The 20,925-nt window shown below is 68.1% G+C and carries 20 protein-coding genes; 1 reads left to right on the top strand and 19 read right to left on the bottom strand.

Features of this window, described 5'->3' with window-relative positions; all coding sequences use genetic code 11:
* Window positions 1-83: 83 nt before the first annotated feature.
* Window positions 84-1,337 carry a UDP-N-acetylglucosamine 1-carboxyvinyltransferase gene (murA, locus tag CKW28_RS15720; RefSeq protein ID WP_003925495.1) on the bottom strand — a complete coding sequence of 418 codons (1,254 nt, stop codon included), beginning with the start codon at window positions 1,335-1,337 and terminating at the stop codon, window positions 84-86.
* Between the two features lie 82 nt (window positions 1,338-1,419).
* Between murA and CKW28_RS15725 the strand changes: the two genes are divergently transcribed.
* Window positions 1,420-1,992, top strand: a complete 573-nt coding sequence (locus CKW28_RS15725; RefSeq protein ID WP_003925496.1) for a cob(I)yrinic acid a,c-diamide adenosyltransferase — start codon at window positions 1,420-1,422, stop codon at window positions 1,990-1,992.
* A 37-nt stretch (window positions 1,993-2,029) separates the two neighbouring features.
* Here the strand turns inward: CKW28_RS15725 and CKW28_RS15730 are convergent, their stop codons facing one another.
* From CKW28_RS15730 to thrB, 18 genes are all read right to left on the bottom strand, one after another.
* A complete protein-coding gene (locus CKW28_RS15730; protein ID WP_081475489.1) occupies window positions 2,030-2,476 on the bottom strand; it encodes a DUF2550 domain-containing protein in 447 nt (148 codons plus the stop codon).
* Between the two features lie 9 nt (window positions 2,477-2,485).
* Window positions 2,486-2,854 carry a F0F1 ATP synthase subunit epsilon gene (locus tag CKW28_RS15735; protein WP_040546725.1) on the bottom strand — a complete coding sequence of 123 codons (369 nt, stop codon included), beginning with the start codon at window positions 2,852-2,854 and terminating at the stop codon, window positions 2,486-2,488.
* Between the two features lie 29 nt (window positions 2,855-2,883).
* On the bottom strand, window positions 2,884-4,395 hold the full coding sequence (gene atpD / locus CKW28_RS15740) for a F0F1 ATP synthase subunit beta (RefSeq protein ID WP_003925499.1): 1,512 nt from the start codon (window positions 4,393-4,395) through the stop codon (window positions 2,884-2,886).
* Window positions 4,396-4,420: 25 nt separating this feature from the next.
* Window positions 4,421-5,353 (bottom strand): F0F1 ATP synthase subunit gamma, encoded by a 933-nt coding sequence (locus CKW28_RS15745; protein WP_003925500.1) that lies wholly within the window; start codon window positions 5,351-5,353, stop codon window positions 4,421-4,423.
* Between the two features lie 11 nt (window positions 5,354-5,364).
* Window positions 5,365-7,014 (bottom strand): F0F1 ATP synthase subunit alpha, encoded by a 1,650-nt coding sequence (atpA, locus tag CKW28_RS15750; RefSeq protein WP_003925501.1) that lies wholly within the window; start codon window positions 7,012-7,014, stop codon window positions 5,365-5,367.
* A 44-nt stretch (window positions 7,015-7,058) separates the two neighbouring features.
* Window positions 7,059-8,390 carry a F0F1 ATP synthase subunit B/delta gene (locus tag CKW28_RS15755; RefSeq protein WP_003925502.1) on the bottom strand — a complete coding sequence of 444 codons (1,332 nt, stop codon included), beginning with the start codon at window positions 8,388-8,390 and terminating at the stop codon, window positions 7,059-7,061.
* A gap of 4 nt (window positions 8,391-8,394) precedes the next feature.
* Window positions 8,395-8,913 carry a F0F1 ATP synthase subunit B gene (locus tag CKW28_RS15760; RefSeq protein WP_040546727.1) on the bottom strand — a complete coding sequence of 173 codons (519 nt, stop codon included), beginning with the start codon at window positions 8,911-8,913 and terminating at the stop codon, window positions 8,395-8,397.
* 9 nt (window positions 8,914-8,922) lie between these two features.
* On the bottom strand, window positions 8,923-9,168 hold the full coding sequence (locus CKW28_RS15765) for a F0F1 ATP synthase subunit C (RefSeq protein WP_003925504.1): 246 nt from the start codon (window positions 9,166-9,168) through the stop codon (window positions 8,923-8,925).
* 84 nt (window positions 9,169-9,252) lie between these two features.
* Window positions 9,253-10,005, bottom strand: a complete 753-nt coding sequence (gene atpB, locus CKW28_RS15770; RefSeq protein WP_003925505.1) for a F0F1 ATP synthase subunit A — start codon at window positions 10,003-10,005, stop codon at window positions 9,253-9,255.
* On the bottom strand, window positions 9,998-10,450 hold the full coding sequence (locus tag CKW28_RS15775; RefSeq protein ID WP_040546729.1) for a hypothetical protein: 453 nt from the start codon (window positions 10,448-10,450) through the stop codon (window positions 9,998-10,000). The genes atpB and CKW28_RS15775 overlap by 8 nt, the downstream gene beginning before the upstream one ends.
* A 268-nt stretch (window positions 10,451-10,718) precedes the next feature.
* A complete protein-coding gene (locus CKW28_RS15785; protein ID WP_003925508.1) occupies window positions 10,719-11,927 on the bottom strand; it encodes a glycosyltransferase family 4 protein in 1,209 nt (402 codons plus the stop codon).
* A 21-nt stretch (window positions 11,928-11,948) separates the two neighbouring features.
* Window positions 11,949-12,623, bottom strand: a complete 675-nt coding sequence (locus tag CKW28_RS15790) for an L-threonylcarbamoyladenylate synthase (RefSeq protein WP_003925509.1) — start codon at window positions 12,621-12,623, stop codon at window positions 11,949-11,951.
* Window positions 12,620-13,528 carry a peptide chain release factor N(5)-glutamine methyltransferase gene (prmC, locus tag CKW28_RS15795; protein ID WP_003925510.1) on the bottom strand — a complete coding sequence of 303 codons (909 nt, stop codon included), beginning with the start codon at window positions 13,526-13,528 and terminating at the stop codon, window positions 12,620-12,622. The genes CKW28_RS15790 and prmC overlap by 4 nt, the downstream gene beginning before the upstream one ends.
* Window positions 13,525-14,604 carry a peptide chain release factor 1 gene (gene prfA, locus CKW28_RS15800; RefSeq protein ID WP_003925511.1) on the bottom strand — a complete coding sequence of 360 codons (1,080 nt, stop codon included), beginning with the start codon at window positions 14,602-14,604 and terminating at the stop codon, window positions 13,525-13,527. The genes prmC and prfA overlap by 4 nt, the downstream gene beginning before the upstream one ends.
* Before the next feature lie 111 nt (window positions 14,605-14,715).
* Entirely contained in the window at window positions 14,716-14,976 is a 261-nt protein-coding gene (gene rpmE / locus CKW28_RS15805; protein WP_003925512.1) for a 50S ribosomal protein L31, read from the bottom strand.
* Between the two features lie 795 nt (window positions 14,977-15,771).
* Window positions 15,772-17,349, bottom strand: a complete 1,578-nt coding sequence (gene fadD1, locus CKW28_RS15815; RefSeq protein ID WP_003925514.1) for a fatty-acid--CoA ligase FadD1 — start codon at window positions 17,347-17,349, stop codon at window positions 15,772-15,774.
* 283 nt (window positions 17,350-17,632) lie between these two features.
* Complete coding sequence (gene rho, locus CKW28_RS15820; RefSeq protein WP_003925515.1) at window positions 17,633-19,666, bottom strand: transcription termination factor Rho; 2,034 nt, start codon at window positions 19,664-19,666, stop codon at window positions 17,633-17,635.
* Window positions 19,667-19,976: 310 nt separating this feature from the next.
* Window positions 19,977-20,921: a homoserine kinase gene (gene thrB / locus CKW28_RS15825; protein ID WP_003925516.1), complete on the bottom strand. Its 945-nt coding sequence runs from the start codon at window positions 20,919-20,921 to the stop codon at window positions 19,977-19,979.
* Window positions 20,922-20,925 lie beyond the last annotated feature (4 nt).

Consider the following 20,925-nt stretch of genomic DNA (forward strand, 5'->3'; position numbering starts at 1 on the left):
ACGCGGTCCTCCGCAGAACCCCAAATCGGGGTCCGGCCGGATGCAACGCTGCAGGTCAGAGCGCTATTCCGGCCCGGGGCGGGTCAGCTGATGCGCTCGATCTCCGCCCCCAGGCTCTTGAGGTTCTCGACGAACCTCGGATAGCCGCGGTCGATGTGGAAGACGTCGTGCACCTCGGTGTCGCCGTCGGCCACCAGCCCGGCGAGCACCAGCCCGGCGCCGGCCCGGATGTCCGACGACCAGACCGGCGCACTGGACAGCTGGGGCAGGCCGCGCACCACGGCGTGGTGGCCGTCGGTGCGGGCGTCGGCGCCGAGCCGGACCATCTCCTCGACGAACCGGAACCGGGCCTCGAAGACGTTCTCGGTGATCATCGAGGTGCCGTCGGCGATCGAGGCCAGGGCGATGGCCATCGGCTGCAGGTCCGTCGGGAATCCCGGGAACGGCAGCGTCGCGACGTTCACCGCCTTCGGCCGCTCGTACTGCACCACCCGGAAGCCGTTGTCGTGCTGGGTGACGGTGGCGCCGGCGTCGTGCAGTTTGTGCAGGACCAGCTGAAGATGTTGGGGGTCCACCCCGGTCACCGAGATGTCACCGCGGGTCATCGCCGCCGCGATCCCCCAGGTGGCCGCCACGATGCGGTCGCCGATCACCCGGTGTTCGGTGGGATAGAGGCGATCCACGCCGGTGATCGTCATCGTCGGGGTGCCGGCCCCGGAGATCTGGGCGCCCATCTCGTTGAGCATCGTGCACAGATCCACCACGTCGGGCTCACGGGCGGCGTTGTGGATCGTGGTCGTCCCCTCGGCCAGGACGGCCGCCATGAGGATGTTCTCGGTGGCCCCCACCGACGGGAACTCCAGCTGGATCTCCGCGCCGCGCAGGTGGTCGGCCTCGGCGACCACGCAGCCGTGTTCGATGTTGCAGCGGGCGCCCAGCTGCCGTAGCCCGGCCTGATGCATGTCCAGCGGCCGCGAGCCAATCGCATCGCCGCCCGGCAGTGCCACCCGCGCCCGTTTACACCGTCCGACCAGCGGTCCGAGCACACAGACCGAGGCGCGGAACTGTCGTACCGCGGCGAAGTCGGCATCGTATTTGAGTTCATCGGGCGACGTGATCCGCACCGTCTCACCGTCGAGCTCCACGGTGGCGCCCAGCCCGCGCAACACCTCGGCCATCAACGGGACATCGAGGATGTCCGGGCAGTTGGTGATGGTGCTGGTGCCTTCCGCCAACAGGGCGGCGGCCATCAGCTTCAAGACGCTGTTTTTGGCTCCCCCGACAGCAACTTCGCCGGACAACCGGTTGCCACCGGTCACCACGAACCGCTCGCTCACGCGGTCAGTGTAGTCAGCGGCCGGGGCCGGTGTCAGTTTCCGCTCCGGTCTGCGGCCCGGCCTCAACCGGTACGGTTTTCCCATGGCCGTACATCTGACCCGCATCTACACCCGCACCGGCGACGACGGAACGACCGGTTTGAGCGACTTCAGCCGAGTCCCCAAGAACGACGCCCGGCTGGTCGCCTACGCCGACTGCGACGAGACCAACGCGGCCATCGGAACCGCGCTCGCGCTCGGCGACCCCGAGCCGCCTTTGCGCGACGTGCTACGCCAGATCCAGAACGACCTGTTCGACGCCGGGGCGGATCTGTCCACACCCGTCGTCGAGAACCCCGAACACCCCCCGCTGCGGATCACCCAGGCCTACATCGATCGGCTCGAAACCTGGTGCGACGAGTTCAATGAGTCGCTGCCGGCACTGAATTCGTTCGTGTTGCCCGGTGGCACGCCGTTGTCCGCGCTGTTGCACGTCGCCCGCACGGTGGCCCGGCGGGCCGAACGCTCCGCCTGGCGGGCGGTCGAGATCCACGGTGACGCAGTCAGTGTGCTCCCGGCGAAGTACCTCAACCGGCTGTCGGATCTGCTGTTCATCCTGTCCCGGATAGCCAACCCCGACGGTGATGTGTTGTGGCAACCCGGCGGTGACCGTTAGTCCCAGAGCCGATGGTTTCGAGCGGGTTCGGCGCCGTTCAGAGCGAGCGGCGCCGAGCCCGCGGTGACGGACGCGATTCCAGCCAGGACAGGAAGGCCGTCAGCGCACCGCGGTCCAGCGCCACCTCGTATCCCTGTCGGCGATCCGCACTGGTGTCGCGCAGTTCCAGTACCACGGTCTCGTCGTTCATGATGTCGAACTCGTCACCCCGGGGACTGCGGCGCGCCACGATCTCCAGGCCCCGCCGGCTCAACCGGCGGTCCGGCCACCAGCGCAGGCTGGACAGCCGGTAGAACCCTGCCTCCCCACCCCGGTAACGCAGCACCCCGTGCCGCCAGCCCTGTCCACCGACGGCGGGGACATCGCGCAGAATCGCCGCGGTGCCCCCGACCTGTCGGAGCTTCCACAGCCGGTAGCTCAGCGCGATGACCACGAGCAGCAGGACGCCGACGAGCGTGACCATGACGACCATGGACCCGCTCATCGGCACCCGCTAGTCGAGTTGGCCCAGTGCGCGCAGCCGGGCCCGGCCGCGCGCCGCGGTCGCCGGATCATCCGACTCGGCGTCGCGCTTGGCCGCGTCCGCGTCGATCTCGTGATCGAACTCCGCGGATTCGGCCAGGATGATGACGCCTTCCTCGGTGATCGAGATGAAGCCGCCGTCGACCGCGATCCGCAGATCGTCCTCGCCTTCGCGTTCGACCCGCACCATTGCGTCGTCGACCAGCTGCGCCACCAGCGGCGTATGCCGCGGCAGCACACCGATCTCGCCGGCGGTGGTGCGGGTGAACACGAAAGTGCCCTTCCCGGACCAGATCTTGCGTTCGACGGCGACGATATCGACGTCCATGTCAACAGCCATGCGACACCGCCTCCCGCGGACGAGTGAGCCTACTCATTGGTGTTGGCGGCATCCTTCTGCGCATCCGCCGGCACTGGGGCGCCGTCGCCGGAGGTGTCCTCCATCTTGGCGCCGAGGCTCTCGGCCTTACGCTGCAGATCCTCCAGACCACCGATGAGGAAGAACGCCTGCTCGGGCAGATGGTCGAAATCGCCCTTGGTGAGCCGGTCGAACGCCTCGATGGTCTCCTTGAGCGGCACGGTCGAACCCGGCTGCCCGGTGAACTGCTCGGCGGCCATCATGTTCTGGCTCAGGAACCGCTCGATACGCCGCGCCCGGTTCACCAGCTGCTTGTCCTCCTCCGACAGCTCGTCGATACCGAGGATCGCGATGATGTCCTGGAGGTCCTTGTAGCGCTGCAGGATCCGGATGACTTCCTGCGCGACGCGGTAGTGCTCGTCGCCGACCACGCTCGGGTCGAGAATGGTCGAGCTGGACGCCAGCGGGTCCACCGCCGGGAAGATGCCCTTGGAGAACACCGCACGGCTCAGCTCCGTGGTCGCGTCCAGGTGCGCGAACGTCGTCGCCGGCGCCGGGTCGGTGTAGTCGTCGGCGGGCACGTACACGGCCTGCATCGAGGTGATCGACCGACCCCGAGTCGAGGTGATGCGCTCCTGCAGCTCGCCCATCTCGTCGGCCAGCGTCGGCTGGTAACCCACCGCCGAGGGCATCCGGCCCAGCAGGGTGGACACCTCCGAACCGGCCTGGGTGAACCGGAAGATGTTGTCGATGAACAGCAGCACGTCCTGGCCCTGCTCGTCGCGGAAGTACTCGGCCATGGTCAGGGCCGACAGCGCGACGCGCATACGGGTGCCCGGCGGCTCGTCCATCTGCCCGAACACCAGCGCGGTGTCCTTGAGCACGTCGGCCTCGCCGAGCTCGACCCACAGGTCGTTACCCTCACGGGTGCGCTCACCCACACCGGCGAACACCGAGGTACCACCGAAGTTGCGGGCGATGCGGTTGATCATCTCCTGGATCAGCACGGTCTTGCCCACGCCGGCGCCGCCGAACAGGGCGATCTTGCCGCCCCGCACGTACGGGGTGAGCAGGTCGACGACCTTCAGGCCGGTCTCGAGCATCTCGGTCTTCGGCTCGAGGTCGGAGAACGCCGGCGGCTTGCGGTGAATCGACCAGTGCTCGAAGTCCTTGCCGTACCCGGGCTGGTCGAGGCAGTCACCGAGGGCGTTGAACACATGGCCCTTCACACCGTCGCCCACCGGCACCGAGATGGACCGGCCGGTATCGCGGACGTCGACACCACGCACCAGGCCGTCGGTCGGCTGCATGGAGATGCAGCGCACCATGTTGTCGCCGAGGTGCTGCGCCACCTCCAGCGTCAGCGTCTTCGCGAGGTCACCGAACGTGATGTCGGCGTGCAGCGCGTTGAACAGGTCCGGTACGGACCCGCGGGGGAACTCGACGTCGACGACCGGACCGGTGACGCGCACCACCCGGCCGGTGGTCTCCTTGCTGGTCTCTTTTTCAGCCGTAGCGGTCATTCTTCTCTTCGCTTTCTGATGGGGCTTATCGGCCGGCGGCCTCGGCGAGCGCATTGGCACCGCCGACGATCTCGCTGATTTCCTGGGTGATTTGGGCCTGCCGTTCCCGGTTGGCCATGAGCGTCAGCGACCGGATGAGGTCGTCGGCGTTGTCGCTGGCCGACTTCATCGCCCGGCGCCGGGACGCCGACTCCGATGCCGCCGCCTCCAGCAGCGCCGCGTAGATGCGGGTCGCGATGTAACGCGGCAGCAGCGTGTGGAACAACGTCTCGGCATCGGGTTCGAACTCGAACAGGGTGTGCGGGCCCTCGTCGACCTCGTCCCCGACGTACTCCACCACCATCGGCGCGATCCGGCGGGCCTCGGCGACCTGCGACATCATCGACCGGAACTCGGTGTACACGATGTGCAGTTCGTCGACGCCGAGGATGTTGTCCGCACCCGGGTCATCGCCGGTGTCGTCGGCGCCGGCCATGAACGCGTCCACCAGGGTGGTGGCGATCGCCTGGGCGTTCTCGTACTCCGGCCGCTCGGAGAAACCGGTCCACGAACCGGTGATCTCCCAGTTGCGGAAGGTGAAGTAGTTGAACGCCTTACGGCCGACGATGTAGAGGACCGGTTGCTTGCCCTCCTCTCGCAGCAACGCGAAGAGCTCCTCGGCGCGGCGCAGCACGTTGGCGTTGTACGCACCGCACAGCCCGCGGTCCGAGGTCACCACCAGCACGCCGGCCCGCCTGGGGTTCTCCCGCTCGACGAGCAGGGGATGGTCCAGCGCGCTGGCGCTGGCCAGGTTGGTCAGCATGTTGGTGATCTCCGCAGCGTACGGCCGCGCCGCCTCCACCCGGGCCTGTGCCTTCGCGATACGCGATGTCGCGATCAGCTCCTGGGCCTTGGTGATCTTCTTGATGGACCCCGCGGACCGGATCCGTCCGCGAAGTTCACGCAGTGTGGCTCCCATGGTCTAGCGACTCACTTCTTCTTCGGTGGCGGGGGCTTGCGGACCTGCACCGATTCCTTTTCCAGGTCGGCCTCGTCCATCGCTTCGACGCCCTCGTCGGGAATGACCGATTCACCGCTGGTCGTCGAGAAACCCTTCTTGAACTCGTTGACGACGTTCACGAGCTTCTCGGCGGTCTCGTCGGAGAGCTTCTTGCTGTCCCGGATGTCGGTCAGGATCTCCTGGTGCGAGGCCTTGACGTGCTCGAGGAACTCCGCCTCGAATCGCTGGACGTCCTCGATCGGCACCGAGTCCAGGTGCCCCTTGGTTCCCAGGAAGATCGCGACCACCTGGTCCTCGACCGGCATAGGGCTGTTCTGCGGCTGCTTGAGCACCTCGACCAGCCGGGCACCGCGATCCAGCTGCGCCTTCGACGTGGCGTCCAGGTCCGAGGCGAACGCCGCGAACGCCTCCAGTTCGCGGTACTGGGACAGATCCAGTCGCAGCGAGCCGGCCACGTCCTTCATGGCCTTGATCTGGGCGGCGCCACCGACGCGGGACACCGACACACCGACGTTGATGGCCGGCCGCACGCCCTGGTTGAACAGGTCGGTCTCCAGGAAGCACTGGCCGTCGGTGATCGAGATGACGTTGGTCGGGATGTAGGCCGAGATGTCGTTGGCCTTGGTCTCGATGACCGGGAGACCGGTCAGCGAGCCGCCGCCGAGGTCGTCGGACAGCTTGGCGCACCGCTCCAGCAGCCGGGAGTGCAGGTAGAACACATCGCCCGGGTAGGCCTCACGTCCGGGCGGGCGGCGCAGCAGCAGCGAGATCGCGCGGTAGGCCTCGGCCTGCTTGGTGAGGTCGTCGAACACGATCAGCACGTGCTTGCCGTCGTACATCCAGTGCTGCGCGATGGCCGAACCGGTGTAGGGCGCGAGCCACTTGAAGCCGGCCGAATCGGAGGCCGGGGCCGCGACGATTGTGGTGTAGTCCATCGCGCCGCCCTCTTCGAGGGTCTGCCGCACGCTGGCGATCGTGGTGCCCTTCTGGCCGATGGCCACGTACACGCAGCGGACCTGCTGCTTGGAGTCGCCGGTCTCCCAGTTCGCCCGCTGGTTGAGGATGGTGTCGACGCAGACGGCGGTCTTACCGGTCTTGCGGTCACCGATGATCAGCTGACGCTGGCCGCGGCCGATCGGGGTCATCGAGTCGATGGCCTTGATGCCGGTCTGCAGCGGCTCGAACACGCTCTGCCGCTGGACCACGGACGGGGCCTGCAGTTCCAGCGCGCGCCGCCCGGTGGTCTCGATGTCACCCTTGCCGTCGATCGGCTGACCGAGCGGGTTGACGACCCGGCCCAGGTATCCGTCGCCGACCGGCACCGAGAGCACCTCGCCGGTGCGGCGGACCTGCTGGCCCTGCTCGATCTTCTCGAAGTCACCGAGGATGACCGCACCGATTTCGTTCTCGTCGAGGTTCAGCGCGACACCCAGCACTCCACCGGGGAACTCGAGCAGCTCCTGCGCCATCACCGAGGGCAGGCCCTCGACGTGGGCGATGCCGTCGCCGGCGTCGACGACGGTGCCGGTCTCCTCGCGTTCGGTGGCGGACTCGAACGAGGCGACGTAGTCCTCGATTGCCCCCTGGATGTCAGCAGCCGAGATTGTCAAGTCTGCCATGGCTTTTCGCTTCCTACCTTCGTGGTTCTGTTGGGGTCTAGGGGCTAATCCGGCAGCTGGGTTTCCGCTGCGGCCAGCCGGGTTGACAGCGATCCGTCGATCACTTCGTCACCGACCGCGATCGTCAGGCCACCGAGCACGGACGGGTCGACGTGCAACTGGATCGACACCGGGTGGCTGTAGATGCGGCTCAGCAGTTCCGCGAGCCGGTTTCGTTGTGCGTCGCTCAGATCGGCCGCCGCGGTGACATGCGCGACGATCTCGCCGCGACGGGCCACCGCCAGCTCGGCCAGCTCCTTGACCGCGGCGTCGGCCCGCCGCTCACCCAGGGATTCCACCGTCTGGGTCAGCAGTGCCAGCGCCACCGGATGCACCCGGCCCTCGATCACCTTGTTCAGCAGGGCGACCCGGCCGTCGAGCGGTTTGGTGCGATCGCTGATCAGCGAGTTCAGCTGCGGCTCGGCATCGAGGATCCGACCGAAGCGGAAGAGCTGCTCTTCGACCTCGTCGGCGGCGTTCTCCCGGTCGGCGCGGGCCAGCAGCGCCAGCCGCGCGATGTGCTGCACGGCCTCGATCAGATCCGCCTCGGCCGACCAGCGGTGGGATACACCGGATTTCAGGATGTCGAGGGAAGCGTCGCCGATCTTGCCGGAGAACACCGATTCCAGCAGCCTGACCTTGGCCGCGGGATCGTCGGCGGGCTCGGCCAGATACTTGGTCAACATCCCTTCGCGGCGCAGCAGCTTGGCGACACCGTTGAGTTCATCGGCCAATCGGGTCAACGCGTCGGCGTCCAGTCCACCGGTGCGCTGTTCGAACTCGTCGATCATCGCGTTGGTGGCGTCGCGGCTGGCCGCACGCAGGTTCGCGGTCACCGGGTTCTCGATCACCGCGTCCGACGGCGCCATCGCATCCAGTTCGTCGAGGAACCGGTCCACGGTGGCGGACTGGGCGTTGGAGTCGGAGACGTGTTGGCGAACCAATTCGCCGGCGCGGCGGACCGATTCGGTGCCGAGATGCTGACGCAGCTCACGGACGAGCTGCTGGCGCAGCAGCTCCACCTGCGCCGCGCCCTGCACCTTGACCCGCTCGACCTCGGCGTCGGCCTGAGCGCGCAGCTGCTCGGCGATCTTCTCGGCGTCGCGGCGCGCTTCCGCCTTGATCCGCTCCGCTTCCGCGTTGGCCTCTTCCAGCGCCCGGGCGTGCGCGATGTCGGCCTCCGCGACCTTCTTGGCCGCGGCGGCGCTCTCCTCGAGCTGCTGACGCACCAGTTCCTGCTGCGTCTGCATCATCCGGCGCACCAACGGAACGACCCACTTGACGATCGCGAAGACGATGAGTCCGAAACCGACAAGCTGACCGATGAATGTATCCATGCAGTTACCGTCCCTGCCCCGTGGTCGCCGACGTGCGGCCACCGACGTCGATGCCCAATACTCGGCCGGCGAGCTTGGTCGACAGCGCTTCGACCGACGCCTCCAGTTCGGCGCGGGTCGCTTCACCCTGTCGGGACAGCTCCTCGCTCGCCGTCTTCAACGTCGCTGCCGCTTCTTCACTGGCCCGGGACCGCATGTCCTCCAGAACGGCGCGACCCTGGTTGCGGGCCTCGTCCCGGGTGGCCGATGCCTCGCGGCGGGCGGCGTCCAGCACCCGGCGGGTATCGGCTTCGGTGGCGGCGGCGAGTTCGGCAGACTTCCGGTTGTCCTCGGCTGTCTTCTGGACCATCGCCTCCCGCTCACGCAGCACCTTGTTGATCGGGGGCACCACCCATTTGGTGATGACGCCCAGCACGATCAAGAAGATGAGCAGCGTGAAGAAGAAGGTCCCGTTGGGCAGCAGAAAGTTCTGGGTTCCCCCGTCTTCCTGTGCCACGAGAACGGCAGCGCTCATTTCAGCCATCGCAGCCGATTAACCAACCGGGGTGGCGAAGACGAACAGCGCCATGAACGCCAGGTTGATGAAGTACATGGCCTCCACCAGACCGACGGTGATGAAGAACGGGACGAAAAGCCGGCCCTGCGCCTCGGGCTGGCGTGCCACGCCGTCGATCAGGGCCGCGCCGGCGAGACCGTCACCGATGGCAGCGCCGGTGGCGGCACCGCCGAGGAGCAGCCCACCGCCGATCAGCGCGCCGGCAGCGATCATGGGATCCATTCATATCCTCCTTGCTAGCTGGTAGCCGTCCTACCAGGTCTTGGGTCGAGCGGGTTTCTCGAGTCGAGGTCCTTGAGGTCGGTCCTAGGGTGTCGGGTCGTGTTCTTCCAGTTCCATTGCCTGACCGAAGTACAGGATCGTCAGCAGCGCGAAGATGAACGCCTGGATGGCACCGATGAACAGTTCGAAGCCCTTCCACAACGCGTTCGGCGCCCACATCACGTAGGCCGGGAACATCGCGATCAGTCCGACCATGATGCCGCCGGCCATCACGTTGCCGAAGAGTCGCAGACCCAGCGAGACCGGCTTGGCGAGCTCCTCGACGATGTTGATCGGCATCAGGAAGGCGACATGGCCCTTGAGCACCGCCTTGGGGTGGCCCAGCACGCCGCGGCGCCAGATGCCGGCCAGGTGGTAACAGATGAACACGAACAGGGCCAGCGACAGCGCGAAGTTGATGTCAGCGGCCGGCGCCTTGAGCACCTCGTGCACGTCGCCGTTGGCGTCGCGGTACTGCCACGGGAACACCGCCAGCCAGTTCGCGATCAGGATGAAGGTGAACAGGGTGACGGCCAGCGGCAGGACGAACGGGGCGATCCGCATGCCGATCGAGGACTCGATCTGGTTGCGCATCTGGGTGGTGATCGCCTCCCAGAACAGCTGCACGCCGCTCGGCACACCAGTCGAGGTCACCTTCGCGCGCAGGATGAAGGCCAACACGATCACGATCACCGCGGCGATCGCGGTCGACAGCAACGTGTCGGTGTTGACCGTCATGCCGAACCATTCGGCGGTCTCGTGTTTGCCGACTTCGAGCGCGAGGATGGTCTCAGTCATCGCCGGCTGCCCTCCCTTCCATGGACCCGGCGGCGGCGCCGCTGCGGAGCGCCTTCAACACCGGCAACGTCGTCGTCAACACCAGCAGCAGCTGAAACAGAGCAAGTCCGAACAACACACCCAAGCCAGCCGGGCGCACCAGGAACGCGATGGCCAACGCGATCACCGACAGCACCGCGAGACGGCCCATCGAGTTGACCGCCATCTGCCGTTTGAGCGGGTGGGCCTGCGCGGTGATCCGCAGCGCGGCGCGCTTGACCAGCAGGGCGTTCCCCAAGCCCATCGCGAGGCCCAGCAGGAACAGCAGACCGAACAGCAGCGAGCCGAGATAGACGGAGACGGCGAGCACGACGGCGCCGAGCACCGCGCAGATGATCGCCAGTCGCACCGGCCGAAAGGCCACCGACGGCAACACCAATGGCGCGTCAGGCGCTGGTGTCGTCACTAGTTCACCTCGATCCCGCGGGTATCCGGAAATTGGCGGATGACCTCGGTTGTTTCGCGCGTAGCCTGACGAGCGTATCGGAGCGCTTCAGGCTCGCTGAAATCACCCAAGGGGTTAGCTCCCTGTTCATCAGTCACAGTCGGTCGATTCGGTCCGAACCGGATGACGGGATCGTCGCCCGGTAGGCCGGAGGCCGGCAACCCGCGAGATTTCTCGGGTTCTGCGCAAGACACTAACACGCATGGTAGGACGCCCTTAACGGGGCCTACTACTTCGAGTCGTACATCTGCTCGTAGTCGTTCGATCCGCGCCGCAACAGCGGGATCAGGGTCACCACCAGGGCGACGACGATCGCCGCCAGCATCACCGCTCCGGTGTGCTTCGGGTCGAAGAAGATGGTGCTGGCCGCGCCCAGCGCGACGATCCCGACCCACAGATAGATGAGCAGCACGACCCGGCGGTGGGAATGGCCGATCTGCAGCAATCGGTGGTGGATGTGCATCTTGTCCGGGCTGAACGGGCTGCGCCCGGCGCGGGTTCGCCGCACGATGGCCAGCAACATGTCCAGGGCGGGTACCAGCACCACGGCGATCACCAGCAGGAACGGCGACAGCAGCGCGAACACGTCGCGGGCGCCGTAGGCGCTCTGCGAGATCGGGCCGGCGGCGGTGGTGGACGCGGCGGCGAGCATCAGCCCGATCAGCATGGACCCGGAGTCGCCCATGAAGATCTTGGCCCGGTGGAAGTTGTGCGGCAGGAATCCCAGGCATGCGCCGGCCAGCACCACCGAGATGACGGCGGGCGGATAGAACAACACGTCGCCGCCGTGGTCGCGCAGCAGGCCGATGGAGAAGATGCAGATCGCCGACGCGGTGATCAGGCCGAGGCCGGCGGCCAGTCCGTCCAGCCCGTCGACGAAGTTCATCGCGTTGACCACCGCCACCGTCAGGGCCAGGGTGAGCAGGATCGACGACACCTGATCGAGCACGATGGTGCCCACCCCGCCGATCGGGATGTAGAGCACGCTCCAGGCCACGCCCATCGTGACCAGCACGCTGGCCGCGGTGATCTGTCCGGCGAACTTGGTCAGCGCGTCGAGGCCCCAGCGGTCGTCGATGAGCCCGATCGCCATGATCAGCCCGCCCGCGACGACCACCGCCGGCATTCCCGAGGAGTACACGAAACCCCTTGTCAGGGCCGGTAATTGGGAGGCCAGCAGCACCGCGGCGGCCACCCCGATGTACATTGCCAGCCCGCCCATCCGCGGGGTCGGCCGGACGTGCACATCGCGTTCCCGCGGGTAGGCCACCGCACCGAGCCGTATCGCCAGCACCCGGACCCACCCGGTGGCGAAGTAGGTGATGATCGTCGCGGTCAGCCCGACCAGGGCCAGTTCGCGCAGCGGAACGCCGGCACCCCGTTCGGACAGGGCCAGGATGCTGTCTGTGGCGGTCACCACCGCTGAACCGTACTGCACGAGGCTGAGCTCATCCTGGGATCATCCTGGCTGATTCGACTGCGATCCGACGAGCGTGGCGGGATCCACGCCGAGCACGTCGGCCACCGCCTCGGCGGTCACCGGCCCGGCCCGCAGGATGCGCGGGTGCGGACCGGTCAGATCGACGATCGTCGATGCGGCCTGACCCGGTGACGGCCCGCCGTCGAGGTAGACCTCGACCCGCGCCCCGAGCTGGTTGCGGGCCTCGGCGGCGGTGACCGCGGGCGGCTGCCCGGAGATGTTGGCGCTGGAGACGGCCAGCGGGCCCACCTCGCGCAGCACCTCGATGGCCACCGGATGCAGCGGCATCCGCAGCATCACCGTGCCGTGGGCGTCGCCGAGATCCCAGTGCAGCGACGGCGCCTGCTGGACCACCAGGCTCAACGCACCGGGCCAGAACGCGCGGATCAGCTCGCGGGCGGCCTCCGACACCGTGTACACCAAACCCTCGATGGTGTGCCAGGATCCGACCAGGACGGGTACCGGCATGTCCCGTCCGCGGCCCTTGGCCTCCAGCAGCGCCGCGACCGCGGCGCTGTCGAACGCGTCGGCGGCGAGTCCGTAGACGGTGTCGGTCGGCATCACGACCAGCCGGCCGCCCTTGAGTGCGCTCACCGCCGACGTGATGCCGATCTTGCGTTGATCGGGGTCGGCGCAGTCGAACACCTCGCTCATCGCGTCAGCCCTTCCTGGTGGCCGGAATCCTGATGACCGCGCCCGAGCCGGGTGGCGGTGACGAACCGGGGCCGGCCGGCCAGATCGCGCCGGGCGACGACGTCGACGAATCGTCCGGTGCCGGTGAAGGCCGTGACGGTCTCGGCCGATGTGGTGTCGTCGTGTTCGATCGCGCACCGCCCGCCGGGCCGCAGCAGCACGCCCGCGCGGTCGACGATCGCGGTGATGACCGCCATCCCGTCCGGTCCGCCGAACAACGCGTCCGGCGGGTCATGGCGGGCGACTTCGGGTTCCAGCCCGCTTTCGGCCGGAACCGACGGGGCCGGGATGTAGGGCGGGTTCGCGACGATCAGATCGACCTGCCCGGCCAGCCCGGCCAGCAGCTCGGGCGCGGTGACGTCGGTCCGAAGCACCTCGATCCCGGTGCCGGCGGTGTTGCGCCGGGCATACTCCAACGCCGCGTCGGAGATGTCGACGGCGATGATGCGGGCGTCCGGGCGGTGGTGGTGCAGCGCCAGCGCCAGCGCGCCGGAACCGGTGCACAGATCGGCGATCACCGGTCTCGGGCCGAGGTCGGGGAGGGCGTGCCGCACCGCCCAGTCCAGCAGTGCCTCGGTCTCCGGCCGAGGGATGAACACGCCGGGGCCGACGCTGAGCGTCACCGGACCGAAGGCGGCGGACCCGGTCAGGTGTTGCAGCGGGACGCGCCGTGCCCGCGCCGCCACCAGTTCGCGGTAGCGGGCGAGGAAGGACGCATCGTCCGGGCCGTCGAGCAGCAGCAGCCGTCCACGGTCGACACCGGCGGCGTGTGCCGCCAGCTCGAGGGCGTCGGCGCGTGGTGAGTTCACACCCGCCGCGGTGAGTTCTCGGGCGGCGGCGTCGATCACCTGGCGCAGCCCGGTCATGTCGTCTGTTGTAGCCGACTCTGTCTGTCGGCGGCGATCAGCGCCTCGACCAGGGGTTCGAGGTCACCGTCGAGCACCTGGTCGAGGTTGTGCGCCTTGTAGCCGATGCGGTGGTCGGTGATCCGGTTCTCCGGGAAGTTGTAGGTGCGGATCCGTTCGCTGCGGTCCACGGTGCGGATCTGGCTGGCCCGGTCGGCGGAGGCCTCGGCCAGGGCCTGTTCCTCGGCCAGCGCCTTCAGCCGGGCGGCGAGGACCTGCATCGCCCGGATCTTGTTCTGCAGCTGGGACCGCTCGTTCTGACACGTCACGACGATGCCGGTGGGCAGGTGGGTGATCCGCACCGCCGAGTCGGTGGTGTTGACGCCCTGACCGCCCTTGCCGGACGACCGGAAGACGTCGATGCGCAGATCCGATTCGGCGATCTGCACCTCTTCGACCTCTTCGGGTTCCGGGTAGACCAGCACGCCGGCCGCCGAGGTGTGCACCCGTCCCTGCGATTCGGTGACCGGCACCCGCTGCACGCGGTGCACGCCGCCTTCGAACTTCAGCCGCGACCACACCCCGTCGGCGCTGTCGCCCCTGGACGCGATCGAAAGCGTGACGTCTTTGTATCCGCCCAGGTCGGAGTGGGTTTCGTCGAGGATGGTGACCGACCAGCCGCGGCGTTCGGCGTAGCGCATGTACATCCGGGCCAGGTCGGCCGCGAACAGCGCCGATTCCTCGCCGCCCTCCCCCGACTTCACCTCGAGCACCACGTCGTCGGCGTCGTGCGGATCCCGCGGCGCCAGCAGATCGGTCAGCTGGCTCTCCAGCTCGTCGACCTTGGCGGTGAGTTCCCGGACCTCCTCGGCGAACGACGAGTCGTCCGCGGCGAGCTCTCGGGCCGCCTCTAGATCACCCCGGGCGGCCTCGAGTTTGCGGTACGTCGCGACGATCGGCGCCAGCTGCGCGAACCTACGGCCCGCCCGACGCGCCTTGGCGGCGTCGGCGTGCAGCTCAGGGTCGGCGAGTTGACGTTCGAGGTCGCCGTGTTCGGCCAGCACGGCCTCGATCCGCGCGGGAGCGCTCTGCGTCATCCCTGCTCCTTCCACCGATCCGCCGTCCCCGCACCGCCTCGAACGCCCGCCGAACGCGAAGCGACGCCCGGCCTGCGCTGACCAGCGACAGAGCGGGCGTCGTTCCGGAAGCTACTTGTCGGTCTTGTTCTCGGTCTTGGCGTTCTCGTTGGAGTTGCCCTTGTTGTTCCGCTTGCCGTAGCGCCGCTCGAACCGTGCGACCCGGCCACCGCTGTCCAGGATCTTCTGCTTGCCGGTGTAGAACGGGTGGCACTGCGAGCAGACCTCCACGACGATCTGCCCGCTGGTTTTGGTGCTGCGGGTCTTGAAGCTGTTGCCGCAGCCACACAGCACGGTGGTTTCGACGTAGTCAGGGTGAATACCCGATTTCATGATGTCCTCTTCGATCGTGGTGCCGGGTCGCCAGTTCAGGCCGCTCGCGCGCCTGCGGTGAGACGTGAACCGGAACCGAGGTGTCCGACGGTCCATTATGCCAGTTCGACCGCCGACCCTGAAAAACAGCACATGACCGGCGACTATTCCCCGCTGGGAGGCGGTCCGCCCGCCGCGCACCCGTGTTTCTCCCCGCGTTCTCCCCGCTCGCCGGGCGATCACCGGCGGTTCCCACATTCTGAGAAAGCCGTCGGCGGCAGGTGTCGCGGCGTCGGCCGACGGGTAGCTGATAGGTGCGGCGTTGCGGTCGATCTCCGTTCCGGCCCGATGCCCCAGCGGATACGAAAAGGAGTGACGCGCGATGAAACTGAAGAGGATTCTCACCAAGGGCGCCCTCGCTGCCGGTACCGGTATCGCCGCGATCGGCTTGAGTGCAGGCGTTGCTGGAGCGCAGCCTGTGGATGTCGATGTGCCGACGCCGCCGCCCATCCCGGCGCCGCCGGCCATCCCGGCACCCCCGGATGTGAACGTGAACGTGCCGCCGCCGCCGGCGGTTCCGGCGCCGCCGGCCATCCCGGCACCCCCGGATGTGAACGTGAACGTGCCGCCGCCGCCGGCGGTTCCGGCGCCGCCGGCCATCCCGGCACCCCCGGACGTGAACGTGAACGTGCCACCGCCCCCGGCCATCCCGGCACCGCCGGCCATTCCGGCACCGCCCGCCGTCAACATCGGGTGAGCGGTCACCGACAGCACTGCGAAGCCCCGTCGCTGAACGTCAGCGGCGGGGTTCTCGTTTCACTCGTCCGACTCGGCGTAGACGTGGTATTGGGCGCCGTCCCGCCGCCACAGCACCCGGCCGTCGGGAGCGGTGCCGCGGGCGATCAACTCCCGTTTGAGCACCTTGTTCGTCGCGGTGACCGGCAGATCGTCGGCCACCCACACGTACCGCGGCCAGGCCTTGGGTGACAGGTCCGTCTGGGCTGCCAGGAAGTCGGCGAACTGCCGTGGGGTGAGTTCGTCCTGCAGCACCACCGCGGCCATCACCTGGTCGCCGACGAGCTCGTCGGGTACCGGGTACACCGCGGCCCGGTTGATCGCCGGCAGCCGCAGCAGGATGCGTTCGATGGGCGCCGCGGTGAGGTTCTCACCGTCGACCCGCATCCAGTCGGCGGTGCGCCCGGCCAGGTAGATCCACCCGTCGGCGTCGCGGTAGGCCAGATCCCCGGACCAGTACATGCCGTGCCGCATCCGTTCGTCGGTGGCCTGCGGATCGTTGTAGTAGCCGCGGAACAGCCCGGCGCCTGCGGTGTTGACCAGTTCGCCGATGGCCTCGTCCGGGTTGATCAGCGCGCCGTTGGCGTCGAACCTGGCGACGGAGCACTCCTGCAACGTTTCCGGGTTGTAGATGGCGACGCCCGGGAAACCCTTGCCCACCGATCCGGGAGGGCAGTCGTCGGGGCGGGTGATGATCACGGCGATCTCGGTGGAGCCGAAACCGTCCCACACGGTGCAGCCGAATCGGCGGCTGAACGCCTCGATGTCGCGGTCGGTGGCCTCGTTACCGAACGCGATCCGCAACGGATTGTCGTGGTCGTCGGGCTTCTCGGGGGTGGCCAGGATGTAGGCCAGCGGCTTGCCGACGTAGTTCATGTAGGTGGCACCGTACCGGCGGATGTCGTGCAGGAACCGGGACGCCGAGAACGTCGCGGGCGCCATCGCGGCGCCGGCGCCCACAGCGACGCTCCAGCCGGCGTAGACGGCGTTGGAGTGGAACAGCGGCATGGCCAGGTAGCAGGTGTCGGCACTGCCCAGCTGATACCTGTCGACCAGGGCGGTCCCGGAGAACAACACGGTCGAGTGCGGCACCTGGACAGCCTTCGGTTCGCCGCTGGTGCCCGACGTGAAGATCATCATGAATGTGTCGTCGGGCGTGACCTCGCGGTGCGGGGTCAGTTCCGGCGCCGCCGCCAGCAGCCGCGCCCACTCCGTCGTGGAGGTGTCGAACACGGTGACACCGGGCAGCTCGAGACCGTCGAGCAGGTGGCGGTGTTCGGCGTCGGTGATCAGGATCTGGGCGTCCACCCGCTCGACGTCGCGGGCCAGCGCCGCACCGCGCCGGGTGGTGTTGATTCCGCACAGCACATAGCCGCCGAGCGCGGCGCCCGCGAGCGCGGTGAGCATGTCCGGGGTGTTGCCGAGCAAGACCGCGATATGGGGCGGCCGGTTCGGGTCGGCGGCGGCGAGCAGCGCCGCGGCCTGCCGGGCCGCGTCGGCCACATGTTCGCGCCAGGTGATCCGGCGATCGTCGTACTTGATCGCGATGGTGTCCTGAGCAGCACGTTCTCGAAGCAACTGCTGCAGGGTGTCGGCCATGCTGAGACCATCCGTCCGGGGCGGAAACAGGTTCGTGGATGTTGTCTACCAGGTTCCGCCCCGGCACACGCCCGGAATCAGCCGCGAATCAAGATCACATCCGGGCGCGGACCGGATCGCCCATGCGGTGCGGGGCGGTCCGCAGCGTCTGCGATCGGCTCGTCGAGACCGCCAAGATCCGCCTGCGCGCCAACGGAATCTGCACATAACCCCGCGCCACCGTCCGCGCGGGACCCGCTCCACCGGATCGCACGGGGTGACCGCAGGAGGCCGACAGGGCCCGTCAGTCGTTGTCGGCGCCCGGCGTGTTCTTCGAGACCTGCACCAGGAACTCGTAGTTGTTCTTGGTCTTGCGCAGCTGGCTGAGCAACAGGTCGATGGCCTGATGGCTGTCCAGACCACTGAGTACGCGGCGCAGCTTGTGCACGATCGCGAACTCGTCGGGCGACATCAGCAGCTCGTCCTTGCGGGTGCCGGACGGGTTGACGTCGACGGCCGGGAACACCCGCCGCTCGGCGATCTTGCGGTCCAGCTTGAGCTCGGCGTTGCCGGTGCCCTTGAACTCCTCGAAGATCACCGTGTCACCGGTCGAGCCGGTCTCCACCATCGCGGTGGCGATGATCGTCAACGAGCCGCCCTCTTCGATGTTGCGGGCCGCGCCGAGGAACCGCTTGGGCGGGTACAGCGCGGTCGAGTCGACACCACCGGACAGGATGCGGCCCGAGGCGGGCGAGGCGTTGTTGTACGCCCGGCCCAGGCGGGTGATCGAGTCCAGCAGCACGACGACGTCCTTGCCCTGCTCCACCAGCCGCTTGGCCCGTTCGATGGCGAGCTCGGCGACCGTGGTGTGGTCGGACGGCGGGCGGTCGAAGGTCGAGGCGATGACCTCGCCCTTGACCGAGCGCTGCATGTCGGTGACCTCTTCCGGCCGCTCATCGACCAGCACCACCATCAGGTGGCACTCGGGGTTGTTGCGGGCGATCGCATTGGCGATGTCCTGCAGGACCGTGGTCTTACCGGCCTTCGGCGGCGACACGATCAGCGCGCGCTGCCCCTTGCCGATCGGCATGATCAGGTCGATGACTCGGGTGGTCAGCTTCTCCGGCGTGGTCTCCAGCCGCAGCCGCTGGTTCGGATACAGCGGTGTGAGTTTGCTGAATTCGGGACGCTTCTTGGCGTCCTCGACCGGTCCCCCGTTGACGGTGTCGATACGCACCAGCGGATTGAACTTCTGCCGGGAGTTCTGGCCGCCGCCTTCACCCTCCTTCGGCACCCGGACCGCGCCGGTGATGTGGTCACCGCGGCGCAACCCGTTCTTCCGCACCATGTTCATCGACACGTAGACGTCGTTCGGGCCGGGCAGATACCCCGAGGTGCGCACGAACGCGTAGTTGTCGAGCACGTCGAGGATGCCCGCGACGGGCTGCAGCACGTCGTCTTCGCGCACCTCGGTCTCACCGCCGCCGTCGCCGCGCTCGCCGCGCCGGCGCCGGTCACGGAACCGCCGGCCGCGCCGGCCCTGCCGGCCGTCACCGTCGTCGTCGCCGGATGCGCCCTGGCCCTGCTGCTGGCCCTGATCCTTCTGGGCCTGCTGGCCCTGCTGGGCCTGCTGGGCCTGCTGATCCTTCGGCTGGGCCTGCTGCCCCGGCTGATTGGACTGCTGGTCGGCCTGCTGCTGGTCGGCCTGCTGCGAACGCCCACCCTCGGATTTGCTGTCCGGCTTGGCGTCGGAGCCGGCGGCCTTCGTCTCGGCCTTCCGGTCAGCGGCCGGCGCATCGGGCGCACCGGACCCGGTCGCCGGCGCGGACGCCGCCGGGATCTCGGATTCGGCCTTCTTCCCGCCGTCCTCAACGGTCTTGTCCGGCTGAACGGGCAGCTCCTGCTGGGCCGGCGCATCGGCCACAGCGGTGGCCCCGCCCGGGGCGCCAGCGCTGCGGCTGGCGCCACGACGCTCACGCCGCGGCCGGCTCTGCGCCTTGCCGCCGGACGGATCGTCGGCGGCGTCGTTGTGGGCCGCACCCGAAGACTGTTTGCTCTGATGCTCCTGGATGGCGGCGACCAGCTCGCCCTTACGCATGCCGGAGGCGCCCTCGACGCCGATCTCGCGGGCCAGCGCCCGAAGCTGCGTCAGCAGCATCGAGGACAACGACGCGGACTTGTTGGTGATGGTCGACGCGTCGGCGGCCGGGGCAGAGCCGGCCCCGGAACCGGCCCCCGACTGGGCCTGAGCCGCTTTGGGAACGTCCGAGGTCACGCCGTTGGGCAGCTCGGTTGCGCCGCTGCCGCCATCGGCCGTGATGAGGTCCGTATCGGTCACGGATTTCCTTTCTTTCCCCCGCTGATGGCTGATGCAGGGGTTCGGCGCACTCAGCCGAAACGCTGAATGCGGAGGTCCCACCATCGCCTCTGCAACGGTGATCGCTGGAGGTCCACCGATACATGCGGCGAACCGTCATCCACGAGAAGAATTGGTGGTCGTCCTAGTGTCGGCGCAGTACAGACGCTGCGATTGCTGGACGAAAGCGAGAATAACGCGCATCCGAGCTGGAAGCAAGAATCCCGCTACGTGCGTGTGAGCGAATTGACCCCGCGGGATGTGACCCACCGCACACCCGAATCGTTGGAATTCAGCTGCGGACGGCCACACCCGAGGACCATCGCACCCCGTCGCCCACCTTCATCTCACGGATGGTGAACCCGTTGGCGGTGCCGTATTCCACCGCTTCCTGCGGTAGCTCCGGCTGACAGCTGAGCGCGAGGACGGTCGGACCGGCCCCGGACAGCACCGCTGCAATGCCACAACGGCGGAGCAGGCGCAGGTATTCCGCCGACGCCGGCATCGCCGCGGCCCGCTGCGGCTGGTGCAGCACGTCCTCGGTGGCATCCATCAGCAGATCGGGCCGGCTGGTGAGGGCGACCACCAGCAGCGCGGCCCGGCTCACGTTGAACCGCGCGTCGGTGTGGTCGACCCGATCCGGCAGCAACACCCGGGTTTCAGCGGTCGACGACCGCTGTTCGGGAATGGCCGAGAACAGGTGGATGTCGCGGTGCAGCGGCAGCGTCACCGCGGCGTAGCGCGGCGACGGACCGGACCAGTCGGTCCACGACACCACCATCCCGCCCAGCACGGCCGCGGCCGCGTTGTCCGGATGCCCCTCGAACTCAGACGCCAGCTGCACCAGCTGAGCCTCGGTCAGCGGAGTTGAACCCACTTGCGCGACAAGGCCGTTGACCGCAGCCAAGCCGCCGACCACCGCGGCTGCCGAGGATCCGAGCCCGCGCGAGTGCGGAATCTCGTTGCGGCAGTGCACCCGCAGCCCGGGCACGTTGAACCCGGCCGCCTGCAGGCCGGTGTGGATCGCGCGCACGACCAGATGCGATGCGTCCAGTGGGACCTGGTCGGCCCCCTCCCCCTCGACCTCGACGGTGAGGCCGGATTGCGTTGTTTCGACGATGATTTCGTCGTAGGCGTTCAACGCCAAACCGAAACTGTCGAAGCCGGGTCCCAGGTTCGCACTGGACGCGGCCACCACCGAGGTGGCCGTCAAACCCGGCGGCAGCGTCGCGGCCATCGAC

The sequence above is a fragment of the Mycolicibacterium thermoresistibile genome, assembly GCF_900187065.1.
Taxonomy (GTDB): Bacteria; Actinomycetota; Actinomycetes; order Mycobacteriales; family Mycobacteriaceae; genus Mycobacterium; species Mycobacterium thermoresistibile.